Annotated in this window: 16 protein-coding genes; 12 read left to right on the forward strand and 4 right to left on the reverse strand. The window is 56.9% G+C overall.

Annotated elements, in window-relative coordinates; genetic code table 11:
- Window positions 1-52: 52 nt before the first annotated feature.
- Together E3E42_RS03940 and E3E42_RS03945 are read left to right on the forward strand one after the other, a co-directional pair.
- On the forward strand, window positions 53-1,432 hold the full coding sequence (locus E3E42_RS03940; protein ID WP_167902810.1) for an ATP-binding protein: 1,380 nt from the start codon (window positions 53-55) through the stop codon (window positions 1,430-1,432).
- A gap of 183 nt (window positions 1,433-1,615) precedes the next feature.
- Window positions 1,616-2,785: a pyridoxal phosphate-dependent aminotransferase gene (locus tag E3E42_RS03945; RefSeq protein ID WP_167903158.1), complete on the forward strand. Its 1,170-nt coding sequence runs from the start codon at window positions 1,616-1,618 to the stop codon at window positions 2,783-2,785.
- A 3-nt stretch (window positions 2,786-2,788) separates the two neighbouring features.
- Here E3E42_RS03945 and E3E42_RS03950 read toward each other — a convergent pair whose 3' ends face one another.
- Together E3E42_RS03950 and E3E42_RS03955 are read right to left on the reverse strand one after the other, a co-directional pair.
- The gene (locus E3E42_RS03950; RefSeq protein WP_167902811.1) at window positions 2,789-3,445 is read right to left on the reverse strand and encodes a metallophosphoesterase; all 657 of its coding nucleotides are present in this window, start codon (window positions 3,443-3,445) and stop codon (window positions 2,789-2,791) included.
- A gap of 3 nt (window positions 3,446-3,448) precedes the next feature.
- On the reverse strand, window positions 3,449-3,988 hold the full coding sequence (locus E3E42_RS03955; RefSeq protein ID WP_167902812.1) for an adenylate kinase family protein: 540 nt from the start codon (window positions 3,986-3,988) through the stop codon (window positions 3,449-3,451).
- A gap of 131 nt (window positions 3,989-4,119) precedes the next feature.
- Between E3E42_RS03955 and E3E42_RS03960 the strand changes: the two genes are divergently transcribed.
- Window positions 4,120-4,341 carry a hypothetical protein gene (locus tag E3E42_RS03960; protein WP_167903160.1) on the forward strand — a complete coding sequence of 74 codons (222 nt, stop codon included), beginning with the start codon at window positions 4,120-4,122 and terminating at the stop codon, window positions 4,339-4,341.
- Between the two features lie 70 nt (window positions 4,342-4,411).
- On the opposite strand, the gene E3E42_RS03965 is transcribed toward E3E42_RS03960, so the two are convergent.
- On the reverse strand, window positions 4,412-5,629 hold the full coding sequence (locus E3E42_RS03965; RefSeq protein WP_167902813.1) for a methionine adenosyltransferase: 1,218 nt from the start codon (window positions 5,627-5,629) through the stop codon (window positions 4,412-4,414).
- Between the two features lie 327 nt (window positions 5,630-5,956).
- Here E3E42_RS03965 and E3E42_RS03970 point away from each other — a divergent pair, with 327 nt between their 5' ends.
- The 5 genes from E3E42_RS03970 to E3E42_RS03990 are packed head-to-tail and all read left to right on the forward strand — an operon-like array spanning window position 5,957 to window position 8,632.
- Window positions 5,957-6,604: a haloacid dehalogenase gene (locus tag E3E42_RS03970; RefSeq protein ID WP_167902814.1), complete on the forward strand. Its 648-nt coding sequence runs from the start codon at window positions 5,957-5,959 to the stop codon at window positions 6,602-6,604.
- 33 nt (window positions 6,605-6,637) lie between these two features.
- Window positions 6,638-7,213, forward strand: a complete 576-nt coding sequence (locus E3E42_RS03975) for an endonuclease V (protein ID WP_370519586.1) — start codon at window positions 6,638-6,640, stop codon at window positions 7,211-7,213.
- Window positions 7,210-7,848 (forward strand): DUF120 domain-containing protein, encoded by a 639-nt coding sequence (locus tag E3E42_RS03980; RefSeq protein ID WP_167902817.1) that lies wholly within the window; start codon window positions 7,210-7,212, stop codon window positions 7,846-7,848. Before E3E42_RS03975 ends, E3E42_RS03980 begins: the two co-directional genes overlap by 4 nt.
- A gap of 44 nt (window positions 7,849-7,892) precedes the next feature.
- Window positions 7,893-8,381 (forward strand): hypothetical protein, encoded by a 489-nt coding sequence (locus E3E42_RS03985; protein ID WP_370519587.1) that lies wholly within the window; start codon window positions 7,893-7,895, stop codon window positions 8,379-8,381.
- A gap of 41 nt (window positions 8,382-8,422) precedes the next feature.
- Window positions 8,423-8,632, forward strand: a complete 210-nt coding sequence (locus tag E3E42_RS03990) for a PRC-barrel domain-containing protein (RefSeq protein ID WP_058939492.1) — start codon at window positions 8,423-8,425, stop codon at window positions 8,630-8,632.
- Here the strand turns inward: E3E42_RS03990 and E3E42_RS03995 are convergent, their stop codons facing one another.
- On the reverse strand, window positions 8,633-10,096 hold the full coding sequence (locus E3E42_RS03995) for a DHH family phosphoesterase (RefSeq protein ID WP_167902820.1): 1,464 nt from the start codon (window positions 10,094-10,096) through the stop codon (window positions 8,633-8,635). It lies immediately after the preceding gene.
- Between the two features lie 114 nt (window positions 10,097-10,210).
- On the opposite strand from E3E42_RS03995, the gene E3E42_RS04000 reads away from it, so the two are divergent.
- The 4 genes from E3E42_RS04000 (at window position 10,211) to E3E42_RS04015 (ending at window position 15,807) form a co-directional block, all read left to right on the forward strand.
- Window positions 10,211-11,923, forward strand: coding sequence for a hypothetical protein (locus E3E42_RS04000; protein ID WP_167902821.1), 1,713 nt, complete (start codon window positions 10,211-10,213; stop codon window positions 11,921-11,923).
- Between the two features lie 181 nt (window positions 11,924-12,104).
- On the forward strand, window positions 12,105-12,974 hold the full coding sequence (locus E3E42_RS04005; RefSeq protein WP_167902823.1) for a DMT family transporter: 870 nt from the start codon (window positions 12,105-12,107) through the stop codon (window positions 12,972-12,974).
- Between the two features lie 280 nt (window positions 12,975-13,254).
- Window positions 13,255-13,827 carry a CBS domain-containing protein gene (locus E3E42_RS04010; protein WP_167902825.1) on the forward strand — a complete coding sequence of 191 codons (573 nt, stop codon included), beginning with the start codon at window positions 13,255-13,257 and terminating at the stop codon, window positions 13,825-13,827.
- Window positions 13,828-13,944: 117 nt separating this feature from the next.
- Window positions 13,945-15,807, forward strand: a complete 1,863-nt coding sequence (locus E3E42_RS04015; protein ID WP_167902827.1) for an ABC transporter substrate-binding protein — start codon at window positions 13,945-13,947, stop codon at window positions 15,805-15,807.
- Window positions 15,808-15,850: the final 43 nt, after the last annotated feature.

Raw genomic sequence — 15,850 nt, forward strand, 5'->3', positions numbered from 1 at the left:
GGGATTTGGGAGACTTCGAAACCTTTATAAATGAGAAAACGTACTCTAAAGTATGATACTCACGAGTAAGTTTATTGACAGGGAGCGGGAGCTTGAGTTCTTGAGGGATAGATACAGTTCTGGGGGTGCAGAGCTGATAATTCTCTACGGGCGGAGGAGGATAGGTAAGACCTACCTCCTTCAGCGGTTCCTCTCGGAGGTCGGTGGACTTTACCTTCTCGCCGAGGAGAGCGAGACCGTTCTCGAGGACTTTTCAGAGAAACTGGCCGACTACTTCAACGATCCGGTGCTGAGGGAGAACCCGTTGAGGAACTGGAGGGCTTTCTTTGCATATCTCTCTGAAAAAAGCTCGGAAAGGCTAGTGGTTGTCATAGACGAGGTTCAGTACGTGGCCAAGGCCCACAGGGAGTTCCTCAGCGTCCTCCAGAAGTACTGGGACACGAGTCTTTCAAAAACGAAGATAATGCTAATCCTCTGCGGCTCTCTTGTTTCGTTCATGGAGGGGATCCTCTCGGCAAAATCGCCGGTGTACGGCAGAAGAACCGGTGCATGGAAGGTTGAGGAGATGGACTTCTTCAGCGCGAGGAAGTTTCACCAGATAAGCCTTGAGGAGGCAATCCATGTTTACGCCGTCTTCGGCGGTGTTCCCCAGTACTGGGCCGACTACAACCCCAGTATGGGCTTTTGGGAGAACATCAGAAGGCTGCTCCTCTCCAGGGGGGCCAAGTACTACGACGAGCCGAAATACCTCCTCCGCGAGGAGCTGAGGGACGTCTCGCGCTACTTCTCAATTCTCAGGGCGATAGCTCTCGGCTACAACCGCTTCAGCCAGATAGCCGATAAGGCGCGGATTGAAAAGAACTCCCTCGGCAAATACCTCGGCGTTCTTCAGGGGATGGGCTACGTAACTGAGGAGTTCCCAGTTACCGGTGGGAGGAGGGGAATCTACAGGATAAGCGACAACCTCTTCGCCTTCTGGTTCCGTTTCGTTTACCCCCTTCGGGGCGAGATCGAGATGGGCCTCGACGTCGTTGAGGACATCAAGGCGGACTTCAACCGCTACCTCGGCTTCGTCTTCGAGAAAGTCGCCGAGCAGTTTCTGGTCGGGCTCAACAGGGTTGGAAGCCTTCCGTTCAGGTTCACCAGGATTGGAAGATGGTGGCACAAGAGCCAAGAAATCGACCTGCTTGCTCTGAACGAGCGTGAGAAGAGGGCCCTTTTCATCGAGGTTAAGTGGAAGGAGCTGAGCGAGAGGGAAGCGGAGGGGATTCTTAGAGACCTTGAAAGAAAGGCCGAGCTTGTTGGGCTCGACGGGTGGGAGAAAGGCTATGGGCTTGTTGCGAGGAAGGCCGATGAAAAGGAGAACCTGAGGAGCAGGGGTTGGCTTGTGTGGGATCTGGAGGATTTTGAAATGCTCAATCTGGAGGATTAACGCCCGGAAGGAGATAATCCCAGGTGAAACATAGAGGTCTACCGGGATGGTCTCGGAGAACTGAATTGAGGGTCTCTCCATCCAACAATCATGTTCCCCAACGTCCCTATTTGCACTTCGATGAACATCTTTTCGTTGAGGTAAAGTTATAAACATTGCCTCTAAGGAAGAGCGGTGATGCTCATGGCGCTGAGCGACAGGTTGGAACTCGTCAACCCTTCTGAGATTAGAAAGCTCTTTGACCTCGCCCAGGGTGTTGAAGGCCTGATCTCCCTCGGAATCGGTGAGCCGGACTTTGACACGCCGGAGCACATAAAGGAGTACGCCAAGGAGGCATTAGACAGGGGAATGACGCATTACAGCCCGAACGCGGGAATCATGATGCTCCGCGAGGCCATATCCGAGAAGCTCAGGGAGCAGAACGGCATCGAGGCCGACCCCAGGAGCGAGATAATGATTCTCGTGGGTGCCAACCAGGCTTTTATTCTGGGTCTCGCCGCGTTCCTCAAAGAGGGCGAGGAAGTCCTCATTCCGAGCCCGATGTTCGTCAGCTATGCCCCGGCCGTCCTCCTGGCGGGCGGAAGGCCCGTCGAGGTGCCAACCTACGAGGAGAACGAATTCAGGCTGAGCGTGGACGACCTTGAGAAACATGTGAGCGAGAAGACCCGCGCGCTCATCATCAACAGCCCCAACAACCCCACCGGCGCGGTTCTCACCAGGAAGGACGTCGAGGAGATAGCGGACTTCGCGGTGGAGCACGACCTGATGGTTTTTAGCGACGAGGTCTACGAGCACTTCGTCTACGACGGGGCAAAGAACCACAGCATGGCCTCCCTCGACGGCATGTTCGAGAGAACTATAACGGTAAACGGCTTCTCCAAGACCTTCGCCATGACCGGCTGGCGCCTCGGCTTTGTTGCAGCCCCCTCATGGATAATCGAGAAGATGGCGCGCTTCCAGATGTACAACGCCACCTGTCCGGTCACGTTCGCCCAGTACGCCGCCGCCAAGGCCCTGGGGGACGAGCGCAGCTGGAAGGCCGTCGAGGAGATGAGGCAGGAGTACGACCGCAGAAGGAACCTCGTATGGAAGCGCCTGAACGAGATGGGACTTCCAACGGTCAAGCCCAAGGGTGCCTTCTACATCTTCCCGCGCATTAGGGACACCGGCCTGACCAGCAAAGAGTTCAGCGAACTGATGCTCAAGGAGGCAAGGGTCGCGGTCGTCCCGGGAAGCGCATTCGGAAACGCCGGCGAGGGCTACATCAGGATAAGCTACGCGACGGCCTACGAGCAGCTTGAGGAAGCCATGGACAGGATGGAGACGGTGCTGAGGGAGAAGGGACTGGTCTGAGGCCTAAAGCCTCTCCAGCTCCACACCATCCACCCTCTTCTTTTCCGCATCATAGTCCACAACGGCGTAGTACCCCCTGAAGAGGGGACCGGGATTCACGATCACTGTTCCGCCGATTCTATCGACGCTCCTCGCCTCGTGGATGTGGCCGGTGAGAACGAGCGGGGGTTCTTTCCTCTCTATAAACCCCCTCAGCGCTGGACTTCCCACGTGGAGGCCCGAATGAACGCGGTCTGCATTCGTATCTTTTGGGGGCACGTGGGAGAGTATCACGTCCCCGTCGCGGTAGTTCCGCTCCAGAATCCCCCCAATTTCGTCCTCAGTGAGCTCCCAGAACGTGCGGAACGGTGTTATGTTTGAGCCGCCGATTCCAACTATGCCAACTTCACCAACCTCAACCCGTCTGTTGTGGGCAGTTATGCCCAACTCCGTCAGGAACTCCGGAACGTCCCTGCCGTCGCAGTTTCCGTGTACCGCCACCACGGGAACTCCCAGCTCAAGCAGTGGTTCCAGAACTTCCCTGGCCTTATCAGAGCCGCTAAAATGTGTGAGGTCTCCGGCCACGAGGAAAGCGTCAAATTTCTCGCCCTCCAGTATTTCGGCGAGCTGGCGGGCCCTTTTGGAGTTTCCATGGATGTCGGTGACGGCTATCACCCTCACTCCTCATCCCTCCAGCCGCAGGTATGGCAGCACCTCGTCATACACACCGCTCCAGTCAACGATTCCAACCCTCCTTTTGATTCCACCCTCAATGAGCTCGATTATCTCATCCACGACCTCATCCGGAGTCTTTCCCGTCGTGTCGACTTCCAGGACGTTCCCATTTTCCTCAAGGGCCTCGACCAGGATGACGTCCACCAGCTCCGCCTCAACGTTCTCGGCGAGCTTCTCCTTTGAGTAGCCCCGTTCCATCAATCTCTCAGCAACGAGCTTGGGATTGGCGCGAAGGACTATTACGACGTCCGCCGGTACAAAGTGACTGAGGTGGCCGTCTATCACAACATCCTGGCCATGAAACTCCCGCAACATGGCTTCAGCCAGCTCATCAACATCTATCTCCAGCTCCTCGCCCACCATCTCGCCGATACCATTTTCTCTGGCGAATTCTTTAACACCCACGTATTCGTAGCCAAGCTTCTTGCTGAGGAGCCTCGATACAGTGGTCTTTCCGACCCCCGGCGTTCCGGTTACCACTATTATCATCCCCTCTTCACCGGGTGCGAGATACGCGCTGGGGCTTATATCCTTGTCTTCCGTCGATTGACGAATGTACATGTAGCATTTATCGAAAACCTTATAAGGGCCAGGAGCGCCTAAGAGTTTAGGTGATATCTATGGAGAAGTTGAAATCCACCCTGCTTCAGAAGAGGCTTGAGGTTGTCAAGAAGAGGAAGGAACTCCTCGCCCTTGAGGAGGCCCGCCTCGTGAGGATGGCCCGCCAGAAGAAGGCTGCCGCTTCCCAGCTCGCAAAAGTCAAGAAAGAGAAGGTCGCCCTTGCCCTCGAAGAGGCAAAACTCATAAGGGTCCTCAAGCAGAACGGCTACCCTGCCGTCTGAGGTTTCTTCCAAAACTTTTAAACTCCCAACCGAATCTCGGGCTTAGAAAAACCTGGAAAGAGAAAGGGGATCAGAAGACGTTGAGCTGGTCGTCGAGAATCATCTTCTGTATCTTCGTTATGTCGGCGAGCCAGGCGTCGGCTATCTCGTAGGCCGGCTTCTGGATGGTCTCGAGGCCGTAGCCCTTCTTCGGGATTATCTGGACGCTCGCGACGAGCGGCTCGTCGATGGGCTTGCCTATCTGGCTGAGTATCCTGACGTAGACCTCCTCGACACCCTCAACCTGCTCGGCTATGTCACTGGCAATGAGCATTGAGAGGAGGTTGTAAATCTTTCCGACGTGGCTGACCGGGTTCTTTCCGGCCGCGGCCTCCATGCTCATGTGCCTGTTCGGGGTGATGAGGCCGTTAACGCGGTTGCCCCTTCCAACGCTACCGTCGTCGCCTGCCTCAGCGCTGGTTCCGGTGACGGTGATGTAGTAGATTCCCTTCTCGGGGTCGTCTGCGGTGTTCACGTAGATGTTGACCTTTCTCTCGGTGTGGGCTTCGGCGACGCCCTTGGCGGCCTCATAGATGGCCTCCTTGACGGCCATGTACTCGTCCGGGTCGGCAACCTCGCTGTCCACCATGGCAGCCGCGATGGTGATGTCTATCTCGTCGCCCTTTCTGAGTCCCATGACCTTGATGTCCTCACCAACCGCCGGGTACTTCCTCTTAAACTCGTCGCTGTTGAGGAGCCTCTCGGTCTCGTAAACTATCCTCTCGGTCTCGCTGAGCGGGGCGTAGCCAACGCCGAAGCTGGTATCGTTGGCGAGCGGGATCGGGGTTTCCTTGGCCTTGTTGAAGACACCGACGAGGTCAACGCTTCCCTGGCCGATGCGGGAGTCGATGATGACGTGGTTCTCAAGGTCGAGGTGCCTGACGGCCTTCCTGAGGTACTCGCGGGCGGCTTTAATGGCAACCTCGTGAACCGGGAAGAGCTCGCGGTCAACGATCTCAACGGCCCTTCCTGAGAGAAGGATGTATATCGGCTTGATGACCTCACCGCCGCCGAAGCGCGGGTAGGCCTTTCCACCAACGACCTCCACCTGGTCCGTGTTGTGGTGGAGGATGATGCCGTACCTCTTCACGTACTCCCTGCTGAGCGCCCTGCTGACGGCTTCGGCTATGCCGTCGGCAATGCTGTCCGGGTGTCCTATACCCTTCCTCTCAACGAGCTCGACCCTCTGCATCTCGACGGGGGTCCTCATAAGCTCCTCAACAACTATGTTCCTGACCTTCTCAGCCATGAGCGTCACCTCTCAGGGTTTGTATGGTCGGGTCTGTGCATCAGTTTATATACTTTTCGGCATGAATTCGGGAGTCGAATATTCCTGTCAGTTATTTATTCCGAAACCCTTAAAATTTCCCCTGAAAATCATTCGCATGAGCATCCGACGACGCCCGGCGGCCCGGTCCCGGGAGCGTTCGGGCAGCAATGAGCGGGTGCGACGATGCCGGGCGGACAGGGCTCGCCCTCCGGGCCACCGGAGGACGCCGTCCGGCCGCCGATGAGGGATGGGGATGGGTCGAGCCCACATTTTTAACCCCTTTGTCGGACTTCTTCCGGTGAGATCATGGAGCTGAAGGAAATAATAGCCGAGATTAGGGAGGTTCTCGATGAGAAGGATTCGCTCAGGGAGGAGGCGCTGAGGCTAACGAGGGAGATAGTCCGGATGAGCGGGGATACGATAAAAGCCCTGCACAGGGGGGAGGTTGAGGAGGCGGAGAAACGGCTGAGACTCGTCCGTGAGAAGGTCGAGGAGCTGAGGAGGAAGCTGAAGGACCATCCCGACCTTTACCACGCCGGCTACGTCCAGAGCGCCCACCAGGAGTTCGTTGAGGCCAGCCTGTTCTTCGCGTACATGACCGGGGAGGACTATCCCTCGCCGGGAAGGCTGGGCGTGCCCCACGCCGACTACGCCCTCGGTATTGGGGACTTCATCGGTGAGCTCAGGAGACACTTCCTGCTGCTCCTCCTCGACGGTAACCTCGAAGAGGCGGAGAGAACCTACCGCACCATGGAGAAGACCTACGAGGAGCTGATGACGCTGGAGTATCCAAAGGGGCTCGTGAACGTAAGGGGAAAGCAGGACCAGGCAAGGAACATCCTTGAAAGGACCCTCGAGGACCTCATGAGGGCAAAGCTGAGCAGGAGTCTGGAGATAAAGCTCGACCTCGCGGCAGGGGCGCTGGAAAAACGGGAAGACGGGGCAAACAGATGAAACAATTACATAAAAACATAATTCGGTGATTATGTGGTTACCGAATTGCAGAAAAAACTCGAGCGGATCGCCGCGGCCCAGGTGAAACTAGCCGGAAGGGTCGTGGAGAGAACCGTTGATTCCGGCAGTGTACGGGTCGTCGGCGCCGTGGACGTGTCGTACAGGAAAAACCTGGCAAGGGCAGCCCTGGTTCTCTGCACCTTCCCGGACTGCGAGGTTCTGGGATCAAAAACGGCCGTGGTTGATGTCACGTTCCCGTACATTCCCACATATTTTTTCCTGAGAGAAACCAGGCCGGTTCTCATGGTGCTCCAGGGTGAGGAATTCGATGTTCTCCTCGTCGAAGGACACGGAAGGGCGCACCCGCGTGGCTACGGACTGGCCTCCCACATCGGTCTGCTGGTCGGACGGCCAACCATAGGCGTTGCCAAGGGGCCCCTGAGGGGTGCGCCGGAAGGCTCATTCAGACGGATGGGAAAAGCTTATGTAAGCGTCGGCCATTTAATCGACTTGGAATCCGCGGTGAGAATCATCGAGCCGCTGCTTGAGGGGGGTTATCCCAAACCGCTCAGGCTCGCCGACAGACTGTCGAAGAGGGAAACGCTATGAAGAGGATAAAGTTGCTCATCCTGCTGGCCAGAAGGGGGGCTATTGGAGAGAAGGTCAAGGTGACACTGAGGGATCTGGGCGATGAGCTCGGGGTTTCCCCACAGTCCGTTCTGAGGCTCCTCGAGGACATGGAGGAGGAGGGATTCATAGAAAAGTCCGTCGAGGGGAAGAAAACCTACGTCGAGATAAGCCCCAACGGCCTGGCCTTTCTGGAGGAACTCTGCGATGCCATATCGGGCGTCCTTTACAACGGCGTTATAATCGGCGAGGTCATCTCTGGAATAGGGGAGGGGGCGTATTACGTGAGGCAGTACTCCCGGTTAATCGAGGAGTACCTGGGCTTCAAGCCGTACCCTGGAACGCTGAATATCCGCGTTATCTTCCCAAGGACTGTATTCGATGCCCTCTGCGGCGTCAGGCCGGTCATCCTTCCGGGATTCGTAAAGGATGGGAGGACCTTCGGGGACGTCAAAGCATACCGGGTTAGGATAGGGGACGCCGAGGGTGCAATAGTTATCCCCTCGCGGACGGTCCATCCACCGAAGATAGCGGAAATAGTGGCTCCTATCTACCTCAGGGAGAAGCTGAACCTTCAGGACGGCTCAAAGATAACGATAAAGGTCGTGAAATCATGAACCTGCGGGATGTAAATTGGAGGTCGCTCCTTGCCTGGGCGGGGGTGGGTTCGTTCATAGGCTTTGCGGTAGCGGTGGCCATGTACTCGCCCAGGGCTGGAAACGAGGGGTTCGTGTATCTGATATACATCGGCCTGCTCGCGGGAGCCCTGCTGGGCCTCAGGTACCCCGTTAACGTCAGGGCCTCCGCCTACGCGTTCCCCATGGGGTTCCTGGCCACTTCCCTGCTGGCGGGTCTGTGGACGGTAAGGGACGTAGGCCCCTCCGGGGCGTACGCGTTCATAGCCGTCGTCATGGCGGTCATGATGATCGTGGGGCCCTCCAGCTACCTGGACATGTTCCTCGTCCCGCTTGGCTACTTCGGCGGCTTCGCCGTGGCAATGCTGGCCTTCAAGGGGTACGAACCCCTCCAGGGCACCGAGGGGGCCGTTGCGAGCCTGTTCGTCGTCGGGGTCATGGGGGCAGTGCTGGCCTTCTTCGCGGTATTTGCGAGGTGGGCCTTCGAGGTGGCGAGGAGTCTTCCCAGGAGGTAACTTTTAAATACGTCCACCGACAACCTATTCCGGTGATTAAAATGGTGATGCGCCTCTCAAAGCTCTACGGAAAGCAGATATACAACACCAAGGGCTACTACGTCGGCTACGTCGACGAGATTCTGATCGATGTTGACAGGGGCCAGGGAAAGGTGCTGGCCCTTGGACTGCCGGGTGAAAAGGTCGGCGTGCCCTACAACAGGGTTACCGCGATAGGTGATATAATACTCGTAAAGGCAAAAGAAGAGTGATCAGCCTTCTTTAACTTTTAGCGCCTCCAGGAACTTCTCCGTTATGGCCTCCTCCGCCAGCCTGAGGAGCGAGCCCTTGTCCTTGGCGAGCTTGAAGATTCCAAGGGGGATTCTCGCCCCTCCCGACTGGGAGTGGCCGCCGCCGCTGCCTATGTCGCCGAAGGCCTCCCTGAGGACCGCCCCGATGTTCACCCTGACGTCGCGAGTCCTGGCGGAAATCTCTATTCTGTCGTCCACTATGCCAAAGACGAGGACCGTGGTTATGCCCTCCAGGCGGAGGAGGAAGTCGGCTGACTCCGCTATGGCGTCGCGGTTGGTGATGAATCCCACGTTGCTGACGACAACGTTCTTGTAGATGCGCCTGTTCATTATTGCCTTTGCAAGTATCTCCGCCGTCTCGGTGCTTATGTCCGGGTGCTCTATCTTGTCAAGGAGCTCGTAGTCCACCTTGCCTGCCAGGAACTCGATGGCCTTGAGGTCGATGTGGCTCAGCTTGGAGAACTTCTTGGTGTCGATATAAATGCCGTAGAAGAGGGCAGTGGCCATGAGGGGGGACAGGGAGATGTTGAGCATTCTGAGGTACTCGGCGAGGATCGCGGCGGAGGAGTGAACATCGGGCCGTATGTCGAGGAAAGCGTCCTCCGGGATGAGCTCCTGAAGGTGCTGGAGTATCTGGTGGTGGTCGATGAGTATCTTTATCTTCTTGTAATCGGACTGATCAAGCGTCGTGAGGTTGCCGTTGGGCTGGCAGTCCACGAGGGCTATGAACGGGTAGCGCTTCAGCTCGTAGGAACCCCTGGAGACCTTCCTGAGATCAATGCCGAGAAGGTTCACGAAGGCCCTGTTCTCATGGTGGGCTATCTCGCCGCCGTAGACTATCTGGGTCTTGAAGCCGAGGGTCTGGGCTATGACGCTCAGGGCGGTCGCACTGGCTATTGCGTCCGGGTCGGGGTTGTCGTGCATGACTATCAAGAGGGAATCCGCCTGATTCCGGAGCTCCTTGAGCTTCCTGACGAGGAGGTTAGCGTTTTTCCGCTCGCCGATCCTCTCGACCGTCCTGATGAGGGCATCCTTCAAGGCGTTCCTGGGCGTGACGGCGTAGTCGACCTTAACCTCCGCCTCGTACTCCTCGTTTATCTGGGAAACGAGGTCATCGAGGCCAACATCATCGGGAAGAACCGTAACGATAGGCACGTCTTTGTTGTTGGTCCTTATCACGTAGACGGTTTTTCTGATTACATCAACGTTCATGGTGGTGATTATGACGAGTTCGGCTTTGTCGACGCCGGCCTTCAGGAGGGTGGCGGTGTATGAGAAGTCCCCATTGATGACATGGAAACCGCTCTCCTCGAGGGCCTTGGCGCGGATCTCATCCTTCTCTATCACAGCCACCTCAAACTCTCCCCTGAGTGACTCGGCTATCGCGCGGCCGATTGCCCCGCCTCCCAGTACCAGCACCCGCATGTTCCCCACCTTTTTGCACAATAATGTTTAAATACAAGCGTCAATATACTAGGACGGTGAATTCCTCCTGGGAGTTTTTTGGCTGAAGGATATATATAGCTAATGGTGATGAATATGCAGCTGCCAGACAAGGGGCCACTCATGGAAAACGCGGTAGCAACCTCTGCGGAGGAGCTGGGAGCGCTCGTTCAGCGGGCGCTTTCCGGGGGCAACGGGGCTTTTCTGAAGATATTCGCCAGGGGCACCGGGGGTAAATACTACATCACCGTCCTCATTGACAGATCAAAGGTGCTCGCGGCGGAGTGTCTCGTGGTTGACACGAAGCAGAATCTATCCGGAGAGGAAGCAATCAGGGTGCTGAACTCACTCATTGGAAAACCCATGGTTGTTGACGTTTATGCCCTTGACGAACTCGAGCTCAAACTGTCCGTGGCGGATAACGTCGATGTCTACGCTCAAACCCCAAAAATCCCGCTGGACGAGCTTTTCAAGGTTCCCGGCGAAGGGCCTCCCGCAGAACCCGTAAAGAAGGAAAAACCCATTGAGACGAAGGCAGCAATGGCAGCAACGGCCGGAGCGGCGGTGACCTCCCAGGCCGCTCCAGAGCCACAGCCCCTGGCCGTGGAGGCAGAGAAGCCCAGACCCGCCCAGACCCCCGCCGGAAAGCCCGAGGTTGTGATCAACCTGACCGGTGGGAGCATACCTGAGAGGGCCTTCCAGGTCTACGCGGAGGACCTCCTCAAGGAGGCCAAGAGGATAAAGGGCCTCACGATAAACAGAATAGAGTTTGACGCCAACGTGGGAGAGGGCGTTGTCTATCTCAATGTCCACATCCACGGGAACTCCACCGGCGATTCAAGGGACATAGAGGTGGCGGAGAAGAGGATGCTCCACGCCGTCAGCAAGTACGCGCCGGTTCTCCTCAGGGAGGCCGAGACAAAGCCGATAATCAGGGATGTGGGCATAATCATCGACGGACAGGAGCTCAAGCCCCAGGAGATAGTGGACAGGGACAAGAAGAAGACCGGCAACGTCACAAAGGACGGAAAAATTTCACTGTCGGTTCTCGAGAACGTGTGGCCGTACTTCAGCGCCTACGCAAGGACCGTTGTGGCTGAGATAGAGAGTGCGGGGATAAAGATAGACAAGGCCCACTTCGATATCAGGGGAAGGAAGGAGTTTGAGATAAACCTCTCCCTCGTCGTCGAGACGGGCATGGCCAGGGACTCCGTTTACAGGGTGATCAGGGATATCCTGAGCAGGCACGCGAAGGAGCTCGGAAGGAGCCTGAAACGCTACATAACCGTCCACAACATAGAAGTTGAAACCGTATCAAAGGCCAACGTGCCTGGAGCAACGGCCACGTCCACAGCCGTTGGAAGCGGCAAGGCAGCAGAGATACTGGCGAAGAAAGAGCTTATTGAAAAGGAGGTTGAGCAGCTTCTGAAGCAGGCGGGAATAGACGAACTCTCCGCACTCACAGAGGAGAAGAAGAAGGAAAGCGAGGAGACGATGCTCAGGAGCCGCATAGAGCCGGCAGTTGAGACCCTTAAGAACAGAATCCACGCGGAGCTTAAGCTCGTCCCGCGCGTCACGTTCAAGTGGCTCAAGCTCAACCATGAGATAAGAAGCTCCACAGTCTACGTTGATATCGAGGCCAGCTTCCTCCGAGAAAACGTTGGAGGTCTTTTCGGCTCGTTCTCCGGAGTTTCCGACGAGAAAATAAAGAAGGACATAGCGGCAACAATTCAGAGGGTCATCAAGGACGTGTCCAGGGAGTACGGAATTGCACTCAACCTGCGGAAATTGAACGTGGTCATCCGCTGATTCTTTTTTCTCTTTTTTCTATTGCATTTTCAAATCAGCACTCAAGATCGTCATCATCCTTGCGTCAGCACTGCCGAGATCATCATCCGCTCCAATTTCGCGGGAGATTTAATAACGTTGCTGGCATTTCGTCGAGCATCTAAACGTTAAGCTTTTAAGCTAACTGTGCAACCCAATCAACATGGACGCTCTAATCCTTGGAGTTCTGGCGGCGCTGGCATCGGCTTTCTCGTGGGCGACATCAACGATACTGATAAAGGCAGGAATGAGGGACAAGAGCCCGGTGACGGCCAACATATTCCGCCTCTACGCCGTCTCAGTGATGTTCGTTGCCATATTCCTCGCCAACGGCACCTTCTCGAAGGTCGCCGAGCTGTCGCCGAAGCTGCTCGCGGTGGCCTTCGTCTCCGGCGCTTTTGGCTTCGTTATAGGCGACTACTTCTACCTCAACGCCCTCAAGATGATGGGTGTCTCTAGAACAGTCCCCATAACCTCCACCTACCCGCTGTGGACCATACTGTGGGCCTTTCTCTTCCTTGGAAGGGAAGTGAGCGCCCAGATAATCGTGGGCGCTGCCCTGGTGGTTTCGGCCATAGTGGTGGTGAGGAAGGCGGAGGAGGAAGAGGAGATAAACCCCAAGGGCTTCCTCTTCGCGATCCTTGCCCCAATCTCCTGGAGCTTCGCGATACTCACCATGGACTGGCTCACCGGCTACGTGGACGTGCTCACGCTCGCGGGGATAAGAATGATGTTCGCGGCCTTAGCCGTGTCGCTGTTCCTGCCGAGGTACGCGGGTGAGCTGAGGAGGATAACCCTCCGGGAAGCGCTCCTCCTGACCGGCGCCGCGGCCACGGGCCTGCTCCTCGGCCAGTACCTCTTCGTCTACTCGATAAACCTCGTCGGCTCCCAGATATCGGCCCCGGTTTCGGCCATAAACCCCATAATAGCATCCACCCTGGCGATATTAATCCTCAAGGAGCCGCCCAACAGGAAGATACTTGAAGGACTGATTCTGGCCGTGCTGGGGGTCATACTAATCTCCACCGGCTGAGGCTCAGGTTTTTAAGGTGGTCGGCCATAAAGCCAATCGCCGACAGTGAGGGGACAGTTCGTCTCCTCATGGGCTCGGTCAACCCGCCTCCGCGAGGTACTCGGGTTCCGTGAGCGGAGCGTGCTCACGCCGAGCCCACAGGGCCGGGAGCATCCACCCGCGCGAGCGAATGAACGCGGGCCTCTGTACCCGGCCCACAATTCGACGCACTTCTGAGGAAGGCTTATAACCGGAAGGGCGGGATTTAGTTTTTGAGAGCCGACATAACCGGTGGTTATTTATGGTGATAATTCCCCGACCGATAGAACCACAGGAGATAAGGCGAATTCGCAAGGAGCTCGGAATAACCCAGGAGGAACTCGCGGAGAAAGCAGGGGTTACGCAGGCTTACATCGCCAAACTGGAGACAGGGAAGGTGGACCCTCGACTCTCAACCTTCAACCGAATCCTCCAGGCCCTGCTCGAGTGCAAGAGGGCCCAGCTGACGGCGAGGGACGTGATGTCATCTCCGGTTCTCTCAGTCAAGCCCTACGAGAAGGTCGAGAAGGTCATCAAGCTGATGAACGAGCACAACATATCCCAGATTCCGGTTATAGCGGGCAACAAGGTCGTCGGCTCCGTTACGGAGAGAACCCTCGTCAGACAGAGCCTTGAGTACGAGGACATCTATGACCACAAGGTCATGGAGGTAATGGAGGAGCCCTTCCCGATAGTGAACGAGGACGAGGACCTGGAGGTCGTCAAGTACCTCCTGGAAGAGCACCCCGCTGTTCTCGTCCAGAACAGGGAGGGCAGGATAACCGGCATCATCACAAGGGTGGACATATTCCGGATAGGGAAGGGGCGCGACTGAGTTCCCCGCCCGGCAGTCCTTTGCATTCCCCTCTTCTAACCTCCGTGGCAAAAATATCCAACAAGTTTATATACCCCCGGCCCAACCATCAGTGGACAAATAATCCAGGTGGTTGGAATGAAAAAGACCGCGGTTTTGCTCATGGCCCTGCTCATCGGAGCGGTCGTGGCGTCCGGATGCCTGGGCGGTGGAACGACCGAAACGGGCACCACGACGGTCCCCGAAACATCAAGCTCATCGGGTACTGTACAGACCACCACAAACTCACAGACCCCGACTGAAACCACGCAGACGGAGACCCCTCACTACCCAATCACCGTTGTTGACTTTGCCAACAGAACCCTCACAATTGAGAAACCCCCCGAGCGCGTCGTGACGCTGGCCCCGAGCATCACGGAGGACCTCTACTACCTCGGTCTCTTTGACAGAGTCGTCGGGGTTACGGACTTCGATGATTTTCCGCCGGGAGTTGCCAACGTCACCCGCGTGGGCGGCTACGGCCAGTACGCCAACCTCGAAGTGATAGCATCGCTCAACCCCGACCTGATACTGGTGGACAGTTACTCCATGACGATCCTCGAAGACCTCCAGAAGATAGCCCCAGTTCTCGTGGTTGATCCACACAGCATCGACGACATCCCAAGGGCCCTTGACCTCCTGGGAGCAGTTTTCAACGCGGAGGAGGGCGCCAGGAAGGCGACGGCAGAGTTCGAAGCAAAGATAAACACGATAAGCTCCACCGTTAAGGATGAACCCCGTGTGAGCGTTTTCTACGTGGTCTGGAACAGCCCGCTCATGACCGCCGGCGGCGGAACCTTCATCAGCGACGTCATAGAACTGGCCGGCGGAGAGAACATCTTCAACGATACGACCGGCTGGCCGACCGTGAGTCCGGAGCAGGTCATAGAGAGGAACCCCGACGTGGTGCTCCTCACCCCGCACTGCGGCATGAGCGTCCAGGACGTTTACAGCGGCCCCCTCGCGAGCATAAAGGCCGCCCAAGATGGAAAAGTTTACGTCATCGAGAACGAGAACGACCTCATCCACCCGAGCCCCCGCGTTGTCCTTGGGCTCGAGGCGGTTGCGAGGCTCCTGCACCCGGACGCCTTTAAAGTGGGCTACCCGCTCACGGTCACAGACTTCGCGGGGAGAACCGTCACGATCGACGACGAACCGGAGAGGATAGTCACCCTCGCTCCCAGCATAACGGAGAGCCTTTTCTACATAGGCGCGGGCGACAAGGTCATCGGGGTTACCGACTACGACGACTTCCCGCCGGCGGTTAAGAACATCACCCGGATAGGCGGCTACGGAAAGTACGCGAACCTCGAGGCCATAGCCGCACTGGAGCCGGACCTGATCCTGGTGGACGGATTCTCCATGGATATAATGGAGAGCCTGGAGAGGATAGCCCCCGTCGTTGTGGTGGACCCCAGGAACATCACCGCGATCTACAACGCCCTTGAGCTCCTTGGGAAGATAACCAACCGCGAGGAAGGGGCCAGGGCAGCGGTGGCGGACATGCAAGCAACGGTCGGCTACGTCACCTCAACTGTAGCGGGACAGTCAAAGCCAAGGACATTCTTCCTCCTGAGCTACTACAACGGCTACTGGACGGCCGGAGCAGGAACCTTCGTCAACGACCTCATAACCCTCGCCGGCGGTGAAAACATCTTCAACGACGTCAACGGTTGGGGGGCGGCGAGCGAGGAGCAGATAATAGCCAGGAATCCGGAGGTCATAATAATCTCGCCCAACGCGGGAATAAAGCCCGATGACCTCTGCTCCGGTCCACTCGCGGAAGTCGATGCGGTGAAGAACGGAAGGGTCTACGTCCTCAGCGACGAGAACCTGGTCGTGAGGCCCGGGCCGAGGATAGTGCACGGGCTGGAGGAAATAGCCGGGTACCTGCACCCCGACGTCTTTAACCTTCAGCCCCAGCCCCTGGCCTGCAACGCAACGGTCGAGACCGGGGGCTGAACCGCCCACTTTTCTTCTTTGTCCCTGAATGCCATAACACATT

Origin of the sequence: Thermococcus sp. JdF3 (assembly GCF_012027495.1) — an archaeon.
Taxonomy (GTDB): Archaea; Methanobacteriota_B; Thermococci; order Thermococcales; family Thermococcaceae; genus Thermococcus.

Coding starts and splice junctions, on each gene's coding strand:
- E3E42_RS03955 (WP_167902812.1), bottom strand. CDS start 3,988: ATGATAATAGTGGTAACCGGAACGCCGGGGGTCGGAAAGACCACTGTA.
- E3E42_RS03965 (WP_167902813.1), bottom strand. CDS start 5,629: ATGGCTGAGAAGGTCAGGAACATAGTTGTTGAGGAGCTTATGAGGACC.
- E3E42_RS03960 (WP_167903160.1), top strand. CDS start 4,120: ATGGAGAAGTTGAAATCCACCCTGCTTCAGAAGAGGCTTGAGGTTGTC.
- E3E42_RS03990 (WP_058939492.1), top strand. CDS start 8,423: ATGGTGATGCGCCTCTCAAAGCTCTACGGAAAGCAGATATACAACACC.
- E3E42_RS04000 (WP_167902821.1), top strand. CDS start 10,211: ATGCAGCTGCCAGACAAGGGGCCACTCATGGAAAACGCGGTAGCAACC.
- E3E42_RS03940 (WP_167902810.1), top strand. CDS start 53: ATGATACTCACGAGTAAGTTTATTGACAGGGAGCGGGAGCTTGAGTTC.
- E3E42_RS04010 (WP_167902825.1), top strand. CDS start 13,255: ATGGTGATAATTCCCCGACCGATAGAACCACAGGAGATAAGGCGAATT.
- E3E42_RS03970 (WP_167902814.1), top strand. CDS start 5,957: ATGGAGCTGAAGGAAATAATAGCCGAGATTAGGGAGGTTCTCGATGAG.
- E3E42_RS04005 (WP_167902823.1), top strand. CDS start 12,105: ATGGACGCTCTAATCCTTGGAGTTCTGGCGGCGCTGGCATCGGCTTTC.
- E3E42_RS03995 (WP_167902820.1), bottom strand. CDS start 10,096: ATGCGGGTGCTGGTACTGGGAGGCGGGGCAATCGGCCGCGCGATAGCC.
- E3E42_RS03980 (WP_167902817.1), top strand. CDS start 7,210: ATGAAGAGGATAAAGTTGCTCATCCTGCTGGCCAGAAGGGGGGCTATT.
- E3E42_RS03945 (WP_167903158.1), top strand. CDS start 1,616: ATGGCGCTGAGCGACAGGTTGGAACTCGTCAACCCTTCTGAGATTAGA.
- E3E42_RS04015 (WP_167902827.1), top strand. CDS start 13,945: ATGAAAAAGACCGCGGTTTTGCTCATGGCCCTGCTCATCGGAGCGGTC.